14 protein-coding genes and 1 tRNA gene are annotated in these 17,878 nt (G+C 63.8%); 11 read left to right on the top strand and 4 right to left on the bottom strand.

The window, feature by feature from the left end:
• The first annotated feature begins 35 nt into the window (after positions 1 to 35).
• The 7 genes from E8Q40_RS18250 (at position 36) to E8Q40_RS18220 (ending at position 10,653) form a co-directional block, all read left to right on the top strand.
• A complete protein-coding gene (locus E8Q40_RS18250) occupies positions 36 to 830 on the top strand; it encodes an outer membrane protein (RefSeq protein WP_168197899.1) in 795 nt (264 codons plus the stop codon).
• A gap of 121 nt (positions 831 to 951) precedes the next feature.
• Positions 952 to 2,124, top strand: a complete 1,173-nt coding sequence (locus tag E8Q40_RS18245; RefSeq protein WP_137045881.1) for a phosphoserine transaminase — start codon at positions 952 to 954, stop codon at positions 2,122 to 2,124.
• 126 nt (positions 2,125 to 2,250) lie between these two features.
• On the top strand, positions 2,251 to 3,834 hold the full coding sequence (serA, locus tag E8Q40_RS18240) for a phosphoglycerate dehydrogenase (protein WP_137045880.1): 1,584 nt from the start codon (positions 2,251 to 2,253) through the stop codon (positions 3,832 to 3,834).
• A gap of 196 nt (positions 3,835 to 4,030) precedes the next feature.
• On the top strand, positions 4,031 to 5,656 hold the full coding sequence (locus tag E8Q40_RS18235) for a mucoidy inhibitor MuiA family protein (RefSeq protein ID WP_246662911.1): 1,626 nt from the start codon (positions 4,031 to 4,033) through the stop codon (positions 5,654 to 5,656).
• Between the two features lie 87 nt (positions 5,657 to 5,743).
• Entirely contained in the window at positions 5,744 to 7,654 is a 1,911-nt protein-coding gene (locus E8Q40_RS18230) for an alpha/beta hydrolase (RefSeq protein ID WP_137045878.1), read from the top strand.
• A gap of 180 nt (positions 7,655 to 7,834) precedes the next feature.
• Positions 7,835 to 9,124 carry an adenylosuccinate synthase gene (locus E8Q40_RS18225; RefSeq protein WP_137045877.1) on the top strand — a complete coding sequence of 430 codons (1,290 nt, stop codon included), beginning with the start codon at positions 7,835 to 7,837 and terminating at the stop codon, positions 9,122 to 9,124.
• A 62-nt stretch (positions 9,125 to 9,186) separates the two neighbouring features.
• Positions 9,187 to 10,653, top strand: a complete 1,467-nt coding sequence (locus E8Q40_RS18220) for a hypothetical protein (protein WP_137045876.1) — start codon at positions 9,187 to 9,189, stop codon at positions 10,651 to 10,653.
• A gap of 141 nt (positions 10,654 to 10,794) precedes the next feature.
• Here E8Q40_RS18220 and E8Q40_RS18215 read toward each other — a convergent pair whose 3' ends face one another.
• Positions 10,795 to 11,679, bottom strand: a complete 885-nt coding sequence (locus E8Q40_RS18215) for a DUF2189 domain-containing protein (RefSeq protein ID WP_137045875.1) — start codon at positions 11,677 to 11,679, stop codon at positions 10,795 to 10,797.
• 273 nt (positions 11,680 to 11,952) lie between these two features.
• Here E8Q40_RS18215 and E8Q40_RS18210 point away from each other — a divergent pair, with 273 nt between their 5' ends.
• Entirely contained in the window at positions 11,953 to 12,372 is a 420-nt protein-coding gene (locus E8Q40_RS18210; RefSeq protein ID WP_137045874.1) for a hypothetical protein, read from the top strand.
• 11 nt (positions 12,373 to 12,383) lie between these two features.
• Here E8Q40_RS18210 and E8Q40_RS18205 read toward each other — a convergent pair whose 3' ends face one another.
• The 3 genes from E8Q40_RS18205 to E8Q40_RS18195 all read right to left on the bottom strand — a co-directional run bounded on the left by E8Q40_RS18205 (position 12,384) and on the right by E8Q40_RS18195 (position 15,199).
• Positions 12,384 to 12,728 (bottom strand): hypothetical protein, encoded by a 345-nt coding sequence (locus tag E8Q40_RS18205; RefSeq protein WP_137045873.1) that lies wholly within the window; start codon positions 12,726 to 12,728, stop codon positions 12,384 to 12,386.
• Positions 12,729 to 12,851: 123 nt separating this feature from the next.
• A complete protein-coding gene (rpoH, locus tag E8Q40_RS18200; RefSeq protein WP_137045872.1) occupies positions 12,852 to 13,772 on the bottom strand; it encodes an RNA polymerase sigma factor RpoH in 921 nt (306 codons plus the stop codon).
• Positions 13,773 to 13,957: 185 nt separating this feature from the next.
• On the bottom strand, positions 13,958 to 15,199 hold the full coding sequence (locus E8Q40_RS18195; RefSeq protein ID WP_168197898.1) for an RluA family pseudouridine synthase: 1,242 nt from the start codon (positions 15,197 to 15,199) through the stop codon (positions 13,958 to 13,960).
• 24 nt (positions 15,200 to 15,223) lie between these two features.
• On the opposite strand from E8Q40_RS18195, the gene E8Q40_RS18190 reads away from it, so the two are divergent.
• The 3 genes from E8Q40_RS18190 to E8Q40_RS18180 all read left to right on the top strand — a co-directional run bounded on the left by E8Q40_RS18190 (position 15,224) and on the right by E8Q40_RS18180 (position 17,709).
• Positions 15,224 to 15,613 (top strand): hypothetical protein, encoded by a 390-nt coding sequence (locus E8Q40_RS18190; RefSeq protein WP_246662910.1) that lies wholly within the window; start codon positions 15,224 to 15,226, stop codon positions 15,611 to 15,613.
• 79 nt (positions 15,614 to 15,692) lie between these two features.
• Positions 15,693 to 15,768: transfer RNA gene (locus tag E8Q40_RS18185), tRNA-Glu, on the top strand.
• 99 nt (positions 15,769 to 15,867) lie between these two features.
• The gene (locus E8Q40_RS18180) at positions 15,868 to 17,709 is read left to right on the top strand and encodes a site-specific integrase (protein WP_137045871.1); all 1,842 of its coding nucleotides are present in this window, start codon (positions 15,868 to 15,870) and stop codon (positions 17,707 to 17,709) included.
• Positions 17,710 to 17,878: the final 169 nt, after the last annotated feature.

Here is a 17,878-nt window from a genome sequence, read left to right as displayed (position 1 = left end):
CCATGTCGCTGGTTGCGGCGGTATTGATGCTCGCAATGCCGGCCGCCCGAGCGGCTGACTGGCCCAGCGAGGGTCCCTTGCGTGGTTCCTACGAACCGCCGGCGGCAGCCGGCACCGGCCTGCGCTGGGATGGCATCAATTTTGGCGCCCATCTCGGCGTCGGTGGCATGAACACCGATTTCGGGAGCAGCAATAGCCAGCAGGTCGCCTACGATCTGCGCAATACCACGGTGCTCAACGAACAGCATCCCGAGACTTGGACGACGTTGCCGGTGTCCAACACGAACGGTCGATCCTATGGCGGATTTTTGGGCTACAGCACGCAATGGGACGACGTGATCCTCGGCGTCGACGTTGCCTATAATTACGTGTCCGGCTTCGATCAGACGGCCAGCGATTCGATCTCTCGTCAATTTTCGACGTCGGATGGCTACCAGAATCAACTGACCATCGACGGCCAGTCGAGGGTGAAACTGAAGGACTACGCGACGTTTCGCGGCCGTGCCGGTTATGCATTCGGACAGTTCATGCCGTACGGCTTTGCCGGCGTAGCCGTCGGCCGCTTCGACTATGCGATCACGACGCGGGTGCGAGCCAGCGGGACGGATGTCGGCGGTGGCGGCGGTGCGCCGTACAATACCGACAACACCTACACCGACGCCAAGAACAATGCCTTCTCGGCGGGTTTCACGGGCGGTCTAGGTCTCGATGTCGCCGTGACGCCCAATATTTTCCTGCGCGCCGAATGGGAGTACATCGCATTTGCGACGATCAACGGCATCCGCAACACGTTCAATACCGGCCGCGTTGGCGTCGGCGTTCGTTTCTAAATCCTTACCACTCATTTTTTGATTCGTTCGCGCCGCCAGTTGACCGGCGCGGCGACTTGGACTATCTCCGCCAGTGGGACACCCCTCCCCAACGAGGGGCTTCTATCTGGAAGGATAGGCTATGACAGCGACGAAGCCCGGCGTGCGGCCGGTAAACCCGCAATTTTCCTCCGGCCCCTGCGCCAAGCGCCCCGGCTGGACCCTCCAAGCCCTTAAAGACGCGGCCCTCGGCCGCTCCCACCGCGCCAAAATCGGCAAGGCCAAGCTCAAGCAGGCCATCGATCTGACGCGCGAAATTCTCAATGTTCCGGCCGACTACAAGATCGGCATCGTGCCCGCCTCCGATACTGGCGCCGTTGAAATGGCGCTGTGGTCGATGCTTGGCGCGCGCCCCGTCACCATGCTGGCCTGGGAATCCTTCGGCGAAGGTTGGGTGACCGACGTCGTCAAGCAGCTCAAGCTCAAGGACGTCACCGAACTCAAAGCGGCGTACGGCGAACTGCCGGACCTGTCGAAGATCGACTTCAAGTCTGACGTCGTCTTCACCTGGAACGGCACCACCTCCGGTGTGCGCGTGCCAAACGCCGACTGGATCGCGGCCGACCGCGAAGGCCTCACGATCTGCGACGCTACCTCGGCGGCTTTCGCGCAGAACCTCGACTTCGCCAAGCTCGATGTCGTCACCTTCTCCTGGCAGAAAGTGCTGGGCGGCGAGGGGGCGCATGGCATGCTCATCCTGTCGCCGCGTGCCGTTGAGCGTCTCGAGACCTACAAGCCAGCCTGGCCGCTGCCGAAGATTTTCCGCATGACCAAGGGCGGCAAGCTGATCGATGGCGTCTTCATCGGCGAAACCATCAACACGCCGTCGATGCTGTGCGTCGAGGACTATCTCGACGCGCTCAACTGGGCGAAGTCCGTCGGCGGCCTCAAGGGCCTGCAGGCGCGCTCGGATGCCAATGCGAAGGTGCTGGCCGACTGGGTCGCCAAGACGGCGTGGATCGATCATCTCGCCAAGAAGCCCGAGACGCGCTCCAACACCTCGGTGTGTTTGGTGGTCGCCGATCCGGCCGTGACCAAGCTGACGCTCGACGAACAGGCGGCCTTCGCCAAAAGCATCGCCTCGATGCTCGAGAAGGAAGGCGTCGCCTATGACATCGCGTATTACCGCGATGCGCCGCCGGGCCTGCGTATCTGGTGCGGCGCCACCATCGAGACCAAGGACGTCGAAGCGCTGACGCCGTGGCTCGACTGGGCCTTTGAACAGGCCAAGGCTGCTCTCGCCAAGGCGGCGTAAGTTCGTTTGCGAACACCCCATAGCGTCATGCCCCGCGCAAGCGGGGCATCCAGCTCTTTAAATCATTCGCTTCAACGCTGGATCGTCCGCCTTCGCGGACGATGACAGCAGAACCGGACAAACATCATGCCCAAAGTTCTCATCTCCGACGCTCTCTCTCCCGCCGCGCTCCAGATATTCAAAGATCGCGGCGTCGAGGTCGATTTCCAGCCCGCGCTCGGCAAGGACAAGGACAAGCTCGCCGAGATCATCGGCAATTATGATGGCCTTGCCATCCGTTCGGCCACCAAGGTGACGCCGAAGATTCTCGAGAAGGCCAACAGGCTGAAAGTGATCGGCCGCGCCGGCATCGGCGTCGACAATGTCGATATCCCAGCCTCGACCGCCAAGGGCATCATCGTGATGAACACGCCCTTCGGCAATTCGATCACTACCGCCGAGCACGCCATCTCGCTGATGCTGGCGCTGGCCCGCCAGATCCCGGAAGCCGACCGTTCCACCCAGGCCGGCAAGTGGGAAAAGAACAAGTTCATGGGCGTCGAAATCACGGGCAAGACCCTCGGTGTCATCGGCTGCGGCAATATCGGCTCGATCGCCGCCGACCGCGCCCTCGGCCTGAAGATGAAGGTGATCGCCTACGATCCGTTCCTGTCGCCGGAGCGCGCCGTCGATATCGGCGTCGAGAAGGTCGAACTGGATGATCTGCTCAAGCGCGCCGACTTCATCACCCTGCACACGCCGCTGACCGACAAGACCAGGAACATCATCGACGCCAACGCCATCAACAAGACCAAGAAGGGCGTGCGCATCATCAACTGTGCCCGCGGCGGTCTGGTCGACGAGAACGCGCTGCGCGCTGCTCTCGACAGCGGCCACGTCGCCGGCGCCGCCTTCGACGTCTTCGTCACCGAGCCGGCGACGGAGAATGTGCTGTTCAATCATCCGAACGTCATCTGCACGCCGCATCTCGGCGCCTCGACGACAGAAGCGCAGGAGAATGTCGCTTTGCAGGTCGCCGAGCAGATGGCGGATTACCTGATGACCGGCGCGATCACCAACGCCATCAACTTCCCGTCGATCACCGCGGAAGAAGCGCCCAAGCTCAAGCCGTTTGTCGAACTTGCCGAGAAGCTCGGCTCTTTCGCCGGCCAGTTGACGGAGACTGGCATTTCCAAGGTGCAGATCGCCTATGAGGGTGCGGTCGCGCAGATGAACACGCGCGCGCTCACTTCGGCGGCTCTGGCCGGCTTGCTGCGGCCGATGCTCGGCGACGTCAACGTCGTGTCGGCGCCGGTCATTGCCAAGGAACGCGGCATGATCATCGAGGAAACGACGCGTCAGGTTGCCGGCGACTACGAGAGCCTGATCACCGTGACGGTGGTGACCGAGCGCCAGACCCGTCACGTTTCCGGTACGGTGTTCGCCGACGGCCGCCCGCGCATCGTCAACATCAAGGGCATTCGCATGGACGCGGAATTCGCGCCGTCCATGGTCTACATTACCAATCTCGACAAGCCAGGCTTCATCGGCAAGTTCTCCGGCACGCTGGGCGAGGCGAACATCAACATCGCGACTTTCCATGTCGGACGCGAGTCCCCCGGCGGCAACGCGGTGGCGCTGATCGAGATCGACGGCGAACTGCCGGAAGACGTGCTGGCCAAGGTCCGGGCGCTGCCGCAGGTGCAGAGCGCGCGGACGCTACATTTCTAACATTTCGAATAACGAAAACGGGCAGCGGCCGCGGACAATCTCCGCGGCCGTCCTGCTTTGGCGCACGCGAAAATACCGCCGCGCCCACATCCCGCAAGAATGTGGCCACAGGGAAACCCCAATCACAATCATGCTTCCCGCATCGGTTTCTCGGGAGGGTCGCATGCATTGTCAGCTATATTCGACGCGCCGTTTCATGGCGTCCGTTGCCTTCGTTGCCCTGAGCGTTAGCCTCGCCGGGCCGGCCGCCGCGGCCGAACTGGAGGCATCGTCGCGCATCGACAGTGTGACGGTCTATCCGGACGGCGCCACGGTAACGCGGCTGATCAATATCGACCTTTCCGCCGGCGATCACACCGTGCTGGCGCGTGACTTTCCGCTGTCGCTTGATCCTTCATCCTTGCGTGTCGAAGGCGAGGGTGCCCGTCTGACCCTCGGCGCCATCGACGCGGGCGTACCGCGCGCGTTGCCGCCCGCCAATCGTCCCGAGATCGATCAGCGCATCGAGAAGCTGCGCGACCAGCGCGCCGATCTCGATGGTGCCATCGCGGCGGCGCAGGCGCGCCGTCAGTTCGCAGAACATTTCGCGCAGAGCTCGCCCACCGCATTCGGCGACAAGGATCGTGCGCGACCCATCGTCGAATGGCGCGAGGCTTTCGCGGCGGTGGCCGAGGAAGTGGCCGCGGCGGACGGCGCGGTGCGCGAAGCGAAAATCAAACAGCGTGATATCGATCGCGAAGTGGCGCGGCTGGAGAGCGAGCGACGGGCCAATCCGCCGCGTAAGCTCGACCTGCGCATCGGCGTCGTCGCCGGCGAGGCTGCGGCCGCGACCTTGCGCGTCACCTACACGGTGCGCAATGCGCGCTGGGTGCCGCTCTATGACGCGCGTCTCGACACCGGCGGCAAGGATGGCAAGCCGTCGCTCGAACTGATCCGGCGCGCCGAAGTCGTGCAGTCGACCGGCGAAGACTGGAGCGACGTCGCGCTCGCCGTTTCGACGGCGCGCATCGCCAAAGGCGGCAATGCGCCGGAGCTGCGGCCGCTGTTGGCTCAGTTTCCGTCCCCGCCACCGCCTCCCGCAGCCGCTTATGAGACACGTGACAGGCTTGCTGCCAAGGCGCCGGACCGGGCTCTGCCCGAAGCAATGCCTGCTCCGGCGCGCGAGCAGGAAGCGGCCTTCGAGTCCGGCGGCTTTCAGGCGGTATTCCGCGTGCCCGGCCGCGTCAGTATGATGGCCCAGCAAGGCGCCAGAAGTTTCCGCCTGGCGAGCGCCAGCATCACGCCGGCTCTGATTGTTCGTGCGGTGCCGTTGCTCGATGCGACGGCCTTTCTCGAAGCCGGTTTCAAGAATGCGGATGAAACGCCGCTGCTGCCCGGCCGCGTCGCCATTTATCGCGATGGCCTCTATGTCGGCCGCTCGTCAATGGCGTTGACGCCGAAGGACGAGGGGGTGCGCCTTGGCTTTGGCGCTGACGATCAGGTGAAGATCGTACGCACCGTGGCGCGCAAGCTGGAAGGCAGTGCCGGCATCATCGGCTCGTCGAAGACCGACGAGCGCGAGTTCAAGATCTCGGTGCGCAATGGCCACGGCTTTCCGGTCAAGATCAGCATCGAAGACCAGATTCCGGTCAGCGAGTCGGCGGACATTGTCGTCGAAATGCTCCCCTCGACGACGCCGCCGACCGCACGCGACGTGCGCGACCGCCGCGGCGTGCTCGAATGGACGTTCGAGTCAGCGCCTGGCGAAGCCCGCGATATCACGCTCGGCTGGCGGGTGAAGTGGCCGAAGGACAAAGCAGTGGTGCTGGTGCCGGCGGGGTAGGGATGCCGCGCCGCTGTCATAATCCGTTAGCCGCTTTGACCTAGGTCATGGGACAGCCGACCCGGAATACTTTAGGTTATTAAGACCATGGACGAACAAACATTCCCGACGGTCATCGACGCGGCAGCGGCGGACGCCGCTGTCGCTCCGCAGGCGCCGTTCCAGCACCCCGTGCCGGCGGTGGTGCCGGTCGCCCAACCGCCAGCCGTCCCGAAGGTCGCGTCGCCCGAGCCGACAGATTTCGAGCCTGCCGATGCGCTTGACCGGCGCGACGCCTATGCCGTGACGGCACTCGGCGATGTCGTCGATCGCGCGCAGCATGCCGCCATCGCACGCCTCACCATGGGCCTGTCGCCGACTGCGCTGACGCAGGCCTATATGGACTGGGCCATTCATCTGGCCAGCCAGCCCGGCAAGCGTCTGCAATTGATCGACAAGGCGCTGCGCAAGTCGACGCGCTTGGCGCAATACGTCGCCGGCGGCGCGCTCAAGGGCGAGCCTTGCGAGCCCTGCATCAAGCCGCTGCCGCAGGACCACCGTTTTGACGGCGAGGACTGGCAAAAGTGGCCGTTCAATGTGATGTACCAGTCCTTTCTGCTCAATCAGCAATGGTGGCACAACGCCACCACAGGTCTGCGCGGCGTCAGCAAGCAGCATGAGAAGATGGTGGAGTTTACGTCGCGCCAAGTGCTCGACATGTTCGCGCCATCCAATTTCTTGTTCACCAATCCCGAGATCATGCGCAAGACGCTTGAGACCGGCGGGAAGAATCTCGTCGCCGGCTTTCAGAACTTCCTGCAGGACTGGGAGCGCAAGCAGAGCGGCAAGAAGCCGGTCGGCACCGAGAACTTCGTCGTCGGCCGTGATGTCGCGGTGACGCCGGGCAAAGTCGTCTATCGCAATCGGCTCATCGAACTGATCCAGTACGCGCCGGCGACCGAACAGGTGCGGTCGGAGCCGATCCTCATCGTGCCGGCCTGGATCATGAAGTATTACATTCTCGATCTGTCGCCGCACAATTCGATGGTGAAATATCTGACCGAGCAGGGCTTCACCGTCTACATGATCTCATGGAAGAATCCGGACGCGGACGATCGCGACCTCGATATGGAAGATTATCGCAGGCTCGGCGTCATGGCAGCGCTCGACCGCATCGGGGAGATTGAGCCGGGACGGAAAGTGCATGCCGTCGGCTATTGCCTCGGTGGCACCTTGTTGTCGATCGCGGCGGCGGCCATGGCGCGCGATCACGACGATCGCCTCCAGACGATGACCTTGCTCGCGGCGCAGACCGATTTCACCGAAGCCGGCGAGATGATGCTGTTCATCAACGAAAGCCAGCTTGCCTTCCTCGACGACATGATGTGGGAGCAGGGCTTCCTCGACACCACGCAGATGGCCGGCGCGTTTCAGATGCTGCGTTCGAATGACCTCGTCTGGTCGTATCTGACGCGCAGCTATCTGATGGGCGAGCGCGAGCCGATGAGCGACCTGATGGCGTGGAACGCCGACGCGACGCGCATGCCCTATCGCATGCACAGCGAATATCTGCACAAGCTGTTCCTCAACAACGAGCTTGCCGAAGGCCGCTATGTGGTCGGCGACAGGCCCGTGTCGCTGACCGACATCCGCGTGCCGATCTTCGCCGTCGGCACCCAGCGCGACCATGTCGCGCCGTGGCGCTCGACCTACAAGATCCATCGGCTCACGGAGATCGAGGTCACTTATCTCCTGACCACCGGCGGTCATAACGCCGGCATCGTTTCCGAGCCCAATCACCGCCGCCGCAGCTATCAGGTCACGACCACACCGGGTGACGCCCTCCACATCGACCCGGATACGTGGGCGGCGACGGCCTCGCACAAGGAGGGGTCCTGGTGGCAGGAATGGAGTGCCTGGCTGTCCAGCCGTTCGGGCGCCTGGACGCCGCCACCGGCCGTCGCGGGCGGCTACGGTGCTTTTGAGGATGCGCCGGGGCGTTACGTTCTTCAGCCGTAAACATGACCCTCGGTCATGAATGCCTAGCCTGTTGAAAACTAAGGCGAAACAAGCCGCCGCGGAAGCCTGCTGCGGGCCGGTTTGCCTTGCCTCCGGGGCCTCCATCCTTTATCCGAGGGTGGACCTGACCGGCACCGTCCGGCGTCAGTGTCCGGGCGCTGACGCGGAGATGAAGTTTTCATGGCGAATGTCGTGGTGGTCGGGTCGCAGTGGGGCGACGAGGGCAAGGGCAAGATCGTCGACTGGCTGTCGCAACAGGCGGATGTCGTCGTCCGTTTTCAGGGTGGCCACAATGCCGGCCACACCCTGGTCATCGGCAACGCCACCTACAAACTGTCGCTGCTGCCGTCCGGCGTGGTGCGCGAGGGCAAGCTGTCGGTGATCGGCAATGGCGTCGTCATCGACCCGGAAGCCCTGCTCAAGGAAATCGAGACGCTCGGCAGCCAGGGCGTGAAGGTCACGCCTGACAACCTGCGCATCGCCGAAAACGCCGTCCTGATCCTCCCGCTGCATCGCGAACTCGAGGCGATCCGCGAGAATTCGTCCGCCCGCATTGGCACCACCAAGCGCGGCATCGGCCCGGCCTATGAGGACAAGGTTGGCCGCCGCGCCATCCGCTTCATGGACCTCGCCGACCTGTCGACGCTCGGCGGCAAGATCGACCGGCTGCTGGCGCACCACAACGCGCTGCGCCGCGGCAACGGCCTGGCCGAGGTCGAGCCCAAAGACTTGTACAATCATCTGGCCGCCGTCGCCCCGAAAGTGCTGCCTTACATGGACTCGGTCTGGCGGCTGCTCGACGGCAAGCGCCGCGAAGGCAGGCGAATCCTGTTCGAGGGCGCGCAAGGGGCGCTGCTCGATATCGACCACGGCACCTATCCGTATGTGACGTCGTCGAACACGGTGGCCGGCCAGGCCGCGACCGGCGCCGGCCTTGGCCCCAATGCCATCGATTATGTGCTCGGCATCACCAAGGCTTATACGACCCGGGTCGGCGACGGGCCGTTCCCGACCGACCAGATGCATAACGAGATCGGCAAGACGCTGGGCGAGCGCGGCCGCGAGTTCGGTACGGTGACCGGGCGCGCCCGGCGCTGCGGCTGGTTTGACGCGGTGTTGGTGCGGCAAACCGTCTCGACCTGCGGCATCGACGGCATCGCTTTGACCAAGCTCGATATCCTCGATGGCCTCGACGAGATCAAGGTGTGCGTCGGCTATAAGCTCGACGGGCGGGAAATCGACTATCTGCCCGCCGGCGAGCATGCCCAGGCCGCGGTCGAGCCGATATACGAGACCATCGACGGCTGGAGGGAGCCGACCGCCGGGGCCCGATCCTGGGCGCAATTGCCGGCGCAGGCGATAAAATACGTGCGCCGAATCGAGGAACTGATCGGCTGCCCGGTGACTCTGCTGTCCACCAGCCCGGAGCGGGACGACACGATCCTGATGAAGAATCCCTTCGAGACTTGATCGCGGAAAAGACGAGAATTTACGCCTCACAATACTCGCAAAGCAGGTTTCCTTAAGCGCCAATGGCCGATTACTACCCACTGATTGCCCGCGCCGTCGCTGGCCTCGACAACAACACGGGTGAGAACCGCCGTGCTTTGTACGAGCGCGCGCGTACAGCGCTGGTCAATCAGTTGCGCAGCGTCGATCCGCCAATCGAGGAGTCGGACATCACGCGCGAGCGCCTGGCGCTGGAAGACGCGATCCGGCGGCTGGAAGCCGAGGCCGCCAAGCGGCCGCGGGAGGAGGCGGAGCCCGGAGACGTCGCGACGCCAGAGCAGGGTCTTCGGGATGTTGGCGACACCTCCGCCGAAGCCGAGGAGCCGCACGAGACCGGCGCTGGGGCGGGCCGCACCTACGATGAGCCGGACTACGAGACGCGGTTCGGCGGACCTGCGGCGGAAGACCATGTTCAGGCGGAGGCCGCCGAAGCCCGCTACGCAACGCATGAGGACTTTCGCCGCGACGTCCAGGACATCCCGGACGAGCAGCCGGTCGAGCCCGCGCCGCACTATTTCGAACCGCCGACCGACGAACAGCCGCCGCAGACCGAAGAACCGCAGCCCGACACCCATCAAGCGGAAGACTATGCGCCGCCGCCCGAGGCCGTGGAGCCTGTCGAGACACATCCAAGGCCGCGGCGCGGCACGGTGCTGCCGCCGCCGGAAGACGAGGACGCCGATTATGGTCGACCGGCCCGCTCTTTCGGTGGTCTGATCAAGGCGGCCGTGGTGGTGCTGTTGATCGGCGTGGTGGGTGCGCTCGGCTACTGGCAGCGCGACAATGTCGTCGGCGCTTACCGCAAAATGACGGCGAGTTCGACATCGACACCGGCGCCCACGTCGCCGACGGCGACGTCGGAAGCGCCGGCCGGCCGGCCGAAGATCACCGATCGCATCGGCGCCGCCAATGACTCGCCAGGGCAGCCCGCGACAGCGCCGGCCGCGGCAGTGGCGCAGAAAGTGGTGCTGTACGACGAGGATCCGTCCGATCCGCAGGGCAAGCGCTATGTCGGCTCGGCGGTGTGGCGCACCGAGACCGTTTCGCCTGGCGCGGGGCTCGCGCCCGAACTCGCCATCCGCGCCGACGTCGAAATCCCCGAACGCCGCATGCGGATGACATGGTCGCTCCGGCGCAACACCGACAAGGCGCTGCCAGCGAGTCACACCATCGAGGTCATGTTCACGTTGCCGGCCGACTTCTCCGAAGGCGGCATTGGCAATGTACCCGGCCTGCTGATGAAGCAGAACGAGCAGGCGAGGGGCGTGCCGCTCGCCGGCCTGTCGGTGAAGGTGACGAACAACTACTTTTTGATCGGCCTTTCCTCGATCCCGGTTGATCGGGAGCGGAATGTTCAGTTGCTCAAGGAGCGCGACTGGTTCGACATTCCGATCGTCTATACGAGCGGCAAGCGCGCCATCCTCGCCATCGAGAAGGGCGTGCCCGGCACCCGCGCCTTCGAAGAGTCCTTCCGCGCCTGGGGCGAGTAGGGGTTCTTTTTCCCGGGCGCGCTGCGGCGCGCAGTGCCGCGGCGCAGAACCGGGACCTTCACAAACTCCGAATTTGTTGCGGTCCCGGATCAGCGAAGCAGCATTGCATGCTGCATCGCGTCCGGGACAGGCGAACCTCGACTATTTCTTCCACGGAAACAGCGCCGCCGGGAAATCGGCTGCCGGTCGCCTGATACGCTCATCGCTGCGATAGGTCGGCGCCGGTGTGCCGTCGGCGACAACCAGCTTGCGATAAAGATGCCACGTGGCATGGCCGAGGATCGGCAACACGACGGTCAGGCCGATGAAGAACGGCAACGAGCCGATCAGCAGCAAGGCTGCGACGATCAGGCCCCACGCCGCCATGATCAGCGGATTGGCAATGACGGCGCGGATCGATGTCAACAGTGCGCCGGCGGCGCCGATGTCGCGGTCGAGCAGCATCGGGAAGGAGACGACGCTGAGCGTCAGCGCGATAACGGCGAAAACCAGGCCGACGGCGTTGCCGGTCACGATCAGATTCCAGCCCGCTTGGGTCGCCAGCACATCGTGGATGAAGACGGCCGCCGATGCCGGCGGCTTGTAGCCGAAGTTGTCGATGTAGATCGCATTGGCGACAGCCATCCACAGCGCGAAGATGACGACCAGCAGCAGACCGAGCGCAACGATGGCGCCGATTGACGACGAGCGCAGCACGTTAAAAGCGTCGCTGGCGGAAACGTCGAGGCCTTGTTCGCGCCGGCGGCTGAGCTCGTAAAGGCCGATCGCAGCCAGCGGCCCGACCAGCGCGAAGCCGGTGGCGAGCGGATAAAGCAAAGGCAGCACCGAATAGCCGAAGGCCAGCCGCGCCGCGATGAGGCCGATCAGCGGATAGATCACGCACAGAAAGATCGCGTGCGTTGGCATGGCAAGGAAATCGTCAGCCCCGCGCGACAGCGCATCCTTGAGATCGGCCAGCCCGATCTTGCGAATGGCGGGAACGGCCGCACTGCCGGCCGCGCCGGCGATGAGGTGAGAATGAGCCATAGGCGCCTCCCATCGTTGGGTTGAGGCTGCCGTGGCACGTTCCGACCCTGGCCAATCTTTCTTCTGGCCGCGGTCCTGCCACGAGCCTTGTTGTCACCCTAGCACATGGCTGGGTCCGGCCACGTCACGTTTTCGCGCATTCGATACCGGAATTGGGCCCGTTTCTCAGGATAAACCCCTATGCGGGCTTTGATTTTCGTCAATGTAGCGGTTCGGGGGCGTTGTCACACAGGCAGCATCACCAACCCAGTTCTCGATTCGATGAGGCCTGCGATGTCATCGACCCCGGTTGAAGTCCTCCCGTCGCCGCTCAAGCGGCTCGCCCAGTGGTGGCGCGATTTGACGGCCGCGCCGCTGGTGTCGGCCGTCGGGGAAGTTGAAGCGACCAAGATCGCGTCGGATGTCGGCGTGACCATCCCCGAACTCGAAGCCGTTCGCCACAAGGGCGCGGCTGCTGCCTATCCGATGTACAGCCGCCTGGCTTCGCTCGGCCTCGACGAGCGGCAGATCGCGCGCGAGGAGCCGGGCGTGCTCCACGACCTGCAGCGCGTCTGTTCGGTGTGCGTCGACAAAAAACAGTGCCTGCATGAGCTCAAGGCCGATCCGGGCAATACACACTGGCAGGACTACTGCCCGAACATACCGACCTTCGAGGCGCTCGAGGCCGAGAAGCAGGGCAAGGCGAAGGGCTGACCGGCGCCGCCCTAGAGCTTTTTCTTGCGCGATCTCGCCGCTCGCTTTTTCAACGTCGCGCGCTTGGCCGCAGCCCGCGCCGTCTTCCGCTTGACCTTGCGTTTGGCTCTTGTCTCCGAGACTCCGAGTGAGCGCTTGGCCGCTGCGATGCGCGGCTTGAGCCGGGCGATGATCTTCTCGGCACTGACGATTGTTTCTTCCGCCGCCCGGATGTAGCGCCGTTCGGCCGTTTGCGGGCGGGTCCGAGAGCCGGTCGAAACAAAGCGGCGATATTGTTTCTTCACCGCGCGCATCAGCATGTCGAGCTGCCGTGCGGCCTTATGTTCGACATCGCTCAAGGCCTTCGGGGTCTTCATCGGTTCCTCCATGTTTCGCCGACAATCGTGGCGAACCGCAAAAGTTCCGAACGGCCCTCGGCAAACGAAAAAGGCCGGGCTGAAAGCCCGGCCTTCCTCATTCATCTATCGCGGCAGGCGTAATTACATCGCCGCGGAGGTGACCTGCGCCTGAGCGCCGACTTTCGGCGCCTCAAGCGAAGCGATCGAGTTCTTCACTGCCTTCTGAACCTTCTCGAAGGCGCGCACCTCGATCTGGCGCACGCGCTCGCGCGACACGCCGAACTCGGCGGCCAGCTCCTCGAGCGTGACCGGGTCGTCGGCGAGGCGGCGGGCCTCGAAGATGCGGCGCTCGCGCTCATTGAGCACATCGAGCGCGCCGATCAGCGCCTTGTGGCGGTTATCGCTTTCCTCGCTGTCGGCGAGGATGCGCTCCTGGCTCGGCGCGTCGTCGACCAGCCAGTCCTGCCATTCGCCGGATTCGCCGTCGTCGCGGATCGAGGCGTTGAGCGAAGCATCGCCGCCAAGACGGCGGTTCATATCGACCACATCCTGCTCGGTGACGCCGAGCTGGGTCGCGATCGTCTTGACGTGTTCGGGGCGAAGATCGCCTTCCTCCAGCGCCGAGATCTTGCTCTTGGCCTTGCGCAGGTTGAAGAACAGCTTCTTCTGGTTGGCGGTGGTGCCCATCTTCACCAGCGACCATGAGCGCAGGATGTACTCCTGGATCGCCGCCTTGATCCACCACATGGCGTAGGTGGCCAGGCGGAAGCCCTTTTCGGGTTCGAAGCGCTTCACCGCCTGCATCAGGCCGACATTGCCCTCGGACACGACTTCCGAGATCGGCAGGCCGTAGCCGCGATAGCCCATGGCGATCTTGGCCACGAGTCGCAGATGGCTGGTGACGAGCTTGTGGGCGGCTTCACGGTCCCCGTGCTCGCGCCAGCTGCGGGCGAGCATGTACTCCTCCTGCGGTTCCAGCATCGGGAACCGACGGATTTCCTCGAGGTAGCGTGAAAGACCGGATTCGGCACTGAGTGCCGGGATAGCAGTAGAACGGGCCATAAGCGCCCTCCTATAATATGCCCCCGACGGATCGGCAGGCGGTTGTCACCGTCGCTCCCCGAGCCGACGGTGCGCATCCTAAGATGCGTCCGCTCTCTCCAACGGACGCGCTTGCAGCATAACGGTTTGAGGCCGGCGACGCCAAGCGTTGCGCCGTCACGTCCCCGTGACCCCTTGGCGCGGCATCAAGCCATTGTTTTGTCAGGTAATTTTTGACGCGCCGCCGGAGATCGGGCGCCGTTGGACGGCGCTCGCAACACGGTAACGCCGCAATTCACCGCGCCGTTCCGGGCGGAACGGATGTTTTCAGGCGGATTTGCAGATGTGGGGTCGCTCACGAGACATGAAATAAGAATGGCTGGCGCCAATTCAAGAGGCGAGCGGAAAAAAGCCTGCGAGAGGAGAGGCTTAGCCGCCCTTGCGCAGCGCGTCGGCGAGCCGGGCCATATCGGCCGGCAGGGGGGCTTCGAATTCGAGCCGGTCCCCGACATCGGGTGAGTAAAGCCGAGAATCGCCGCGTGCAGCGCCTGGCGGCCGAGGGCGTCGAGCGCCGCGCGGGCTGGCGGCGACAGCCGGGCGGCTTTGGTCTTGAATCCGGTGCCGTAGGTTTCGTCGCCCAGAATCGGGTGGCCGATATGAGCGAGATGGACGCGGATCTGGTGGGTCCGGCCGGTCTCCAGCAGGCATTCGACCAGGCTGGCAACCAGTTTACCATCAGCGTCGTCGAAACGCTCGCGCACTTCCCAGTGCGTGATCGCCTCTCGGCCGCTCTTGCGCACCGCCTGTTTCTCGCGCGCGGTCGGATGGCGGTCGAGCGGCGCGTCGATGGTGCCGCGCGGCCGGTCCGGCGCGCCCCACACCAGCGCGAGATAGCCGCGCGTCAGGCCGCTCTCCAGCTTGTCGGCAAACTGTTTCGACAGCGCATGGTGGGCTTTGTCATTCTTGGCGATCACCATCAGCCCGGTGGTATCCTTGTCGAGCCGGTGCACAATGCCGGGGCGCCTGACGCCGCCGATGCCCGACAGGCTGTCGCCGCAATGCGCGATCAGCGCATTGACCAGCGTGCCGGTGGCATGGCCCGCCGCCGGATGCACGACAAGGCCGGCCGGCTTGTCGATGACGATGAGATCGTCGTCCTCGTAAACGATGGTGAGCGGGATATCTTCGCCGGCGGGACGGGCGTCTTCCGGCGGCGGCAGCGTGACCGTGATGGTATCGCCGGATTTGACCTGCGCGGACGGATCAAGGATGGTGCGCGCCGCTTCCGCGCTTTTGACGCCGGCAGGCTGGACGCTGACCTGACCTTCAAGGATGAGGGCTTTCAGCCGCGAGCGCGACAGCGCCGGAATGCGCGTCGCCAGCAGGCGATCGAGCCGCGCGCCGGCGTCCTCGGCGGCGACGCTGACTTTTTCGGTGCTGCTGTTCATGTTGTCTTTATATAGAGAGTAAGAGTGCGCGTGAAACCGAAGGCGCCGATGTCCGACACCGATCCCGACCAGGAAAAGCCGTTAACCCCAGAGCAGGAAGCGGCCGTCGCCAAGGTGCGCCGGTTGATGATGATTTCGTCGGCGACTCTGGTGGTCGGCATGGCCGCTGTGTTCGGCGTCATTGGCTACAAGGTCTACACGTCGGGCGACCGCCCCGCGGCCGACGCCGGCGCGCCCCGCAGCTTGATTGAAGCCGTCGACAGCCTGCCGCCCGGCGCCCGCGTCGTCGGCACGGCGATCGGCGAAGCCCAGATCGTGGTGACTATCGAGGTGGGCGGCGCGATCGAGTTGCGCACCTACGATCCGGACACGCTGCGCCCACTCGGCCGGCTGCGGCTGGCGCCGCAGCCATAGCCGCCGTGCGGGGCCACGCGGCACCGCGCTTGCGCCGGCGGCCGATCGCGGCTATCTCGTGGGCTCTTTCCTGGCCTAAGCTCCCTTCGTCTAGCGGCCCAGGACGTCGCCCTCTCACGGCGAAAACAGGGGTTCGAGTCCCCTAGGGAGCGCCAGCATCTTGCCAAGCCATTGAAAAGACGAAAAACCTGAGCTTTCATGAGCTTAGGAAGGCCGCCTTGCTACACAAATGTAGCCCACAAGGGTGGTCCACAATGGCGGCTTTGAGTTACATGCAGCGGCGTGTTTCGGGCACCTACGAATTTCGAAAGCGATTGCCGGAAAGCCTTGCAGGCAAGGAGGCTCCGGCGCACATGCGCGAGCCGTTTGGCGACCTGATCAACGCCAAGACGGGATGCTTCAAGCGCGAACTCGTGCGCTCGCTCCAGACGAAAGACTTCAAGCAGGCGAAGCGGCGTGATCATCAAGAGGCGCTTCGGGCCACGCAACTGTTCGAACACGCGGTGAGGGCGTTGGCTGGCGAGCCACGTTCGGACGTTCTGACGGATGCCGACCTTCAGGAGATTGCCGACGAAGTCCATGTCGAACTTCTGACCGCCGACGCGATGGAACGCGAGGACGGGGACGACCGGCGGCGCCTTCAGGACGCGAAGGAAAGGGCGCTGTGGCCGGACTTGGGCGAGGCGATTCCTCCAGTACCCGGCCTTCCGATGGCGGTGGCGCATGGTCCAAACGCCAAGGGCATGGCGAAGGACCACTTCCACGCCTACGGCCATGCGCTTGCGATGTTCGAGGACGAGTACCGCGAGGCATTCGCTCGGCGTGATCCCACGATTGTCTTTGCGGAAACGAGCATTGCTCTCAAGCGCCGTGGGGTTCCACTGGACCGAACCGCTCCTTGGTTTCGCGCGGTCGCCATGAAGGTGCTGGAGGCGCATGTCCGTGCCTACGACACGATGAGCGAGCGGCAGCGTGGCAAGATCGTTCCGACGCCAAAGCATGTGAAGGATAGGGGCCCGAAGCTGTCGGAGGCTTTCGAACGGTGGTGTGCGGGAGGTGGCGCAAAAGGGGCCAAGAGGCCGAACTCCAATACGATCGTCGAAGCAGAGCAGGTCATCCGCTACTTCAAGGAGCTTCATGGAGACCTACGTCTAGGGGACATCACCAGAGAGATTGCCCGAAAATTCCGCGATGAAGTCGCTCGGGTGCCCCGGTCGCTCCCGAGGAGCCTCCGCAGGCTGCCTCTCAAAGAGCTGTTGGCCCGCGACCTCTCGCCTTACCAGCCGCGCAGTGCCACCACCGTCAACAAGATGCTGACGCTCATTGGCGCGATAATTTCGCAAGCGGAGCGCGATGGGCATCTAGACAAGGTGGCAGGGTTTGCAAATCCGTTTGGGAAGGGCATTCGATTTCTCATTCAAGAGCGTGAAGCTGAGCGTACCTTCTTCAGCAGGGATGACCTCAGGGCGATCTTCGGCTCGCCAGTCTTCGCCGATCGTGTTCGCCCCGTGGGCGGAGGATGTGAGGCCGCATTTTGGTTTCCCTTGATTGGGTTCCTCTCGGGCATGCGTCTTGATGAAATTGCTCAGTTGCGCATACGGGATTTGGCTCAAGATGAGGAGACAGGGCGGTGGTACTTCGATGTTGGCAAGAGTGGCGGTCGATCAACAAAAACCGTTTCGTCAATCCGCCATGTGCCAGTTCATCGTGAGTTGGAGCGGATTGGGCTGCTTCGATATCGCAAAGGACTTGTCAGCGGATCGGCTGACGAAGATCAGAGCTTGTGGCCGAACGTAAAGGCCCAAGGGAAACGACCACGGTCGGCAGCATGGTCAAAGTGGTTCGGGCGCTACCTGAGAGAGAAGTGCGGCGTCTCAGATAGTGCCAAGGTCTTTCATTCTTTTAGGCATACTTTTAAGCGGATGACCCGAGACGCGGGCCTGCCCGAGGAGGTTCACGACGCCCTCACGGGCCACACGTCAAACGGCGGTGTTGGTCGCGGCTACGGCAAAGGAATGTCGGTGAACCCGCTTGCTGATGCGTTGGACAGGGTCGAAGCGCCGATTGATCTTTCTGCGCTGAGGTGGCTGGAATAGCGCCACAAAGGTCATCGTACCGGGCGCGAGAACTAGTTGCGGGTTTCAGCCCTTATCGGGGAAGCACCCGAAGGAGATGGACTTTCCTTCTGTTGAGATTTTGCCAGGCCAAATGGCTCCAGCGCTTTCTCCAACGCTAGCGCCCGCTGAGCCTCCTTTTGACGCCGCT

The organism is Pseudolabrys sp. FHR47 (assembly GCF_005153485.1).
In the GTDB taxonomy this organism is placed as follows: Bacteria; Pseudomonadota; Alphaproteobacteria; order Rhizobiales; family Xanthobacteraceae; genus Pseudolabrys.
This window is presented reverse-complemented; position numbering and strand designations above follow the sequence as displayed.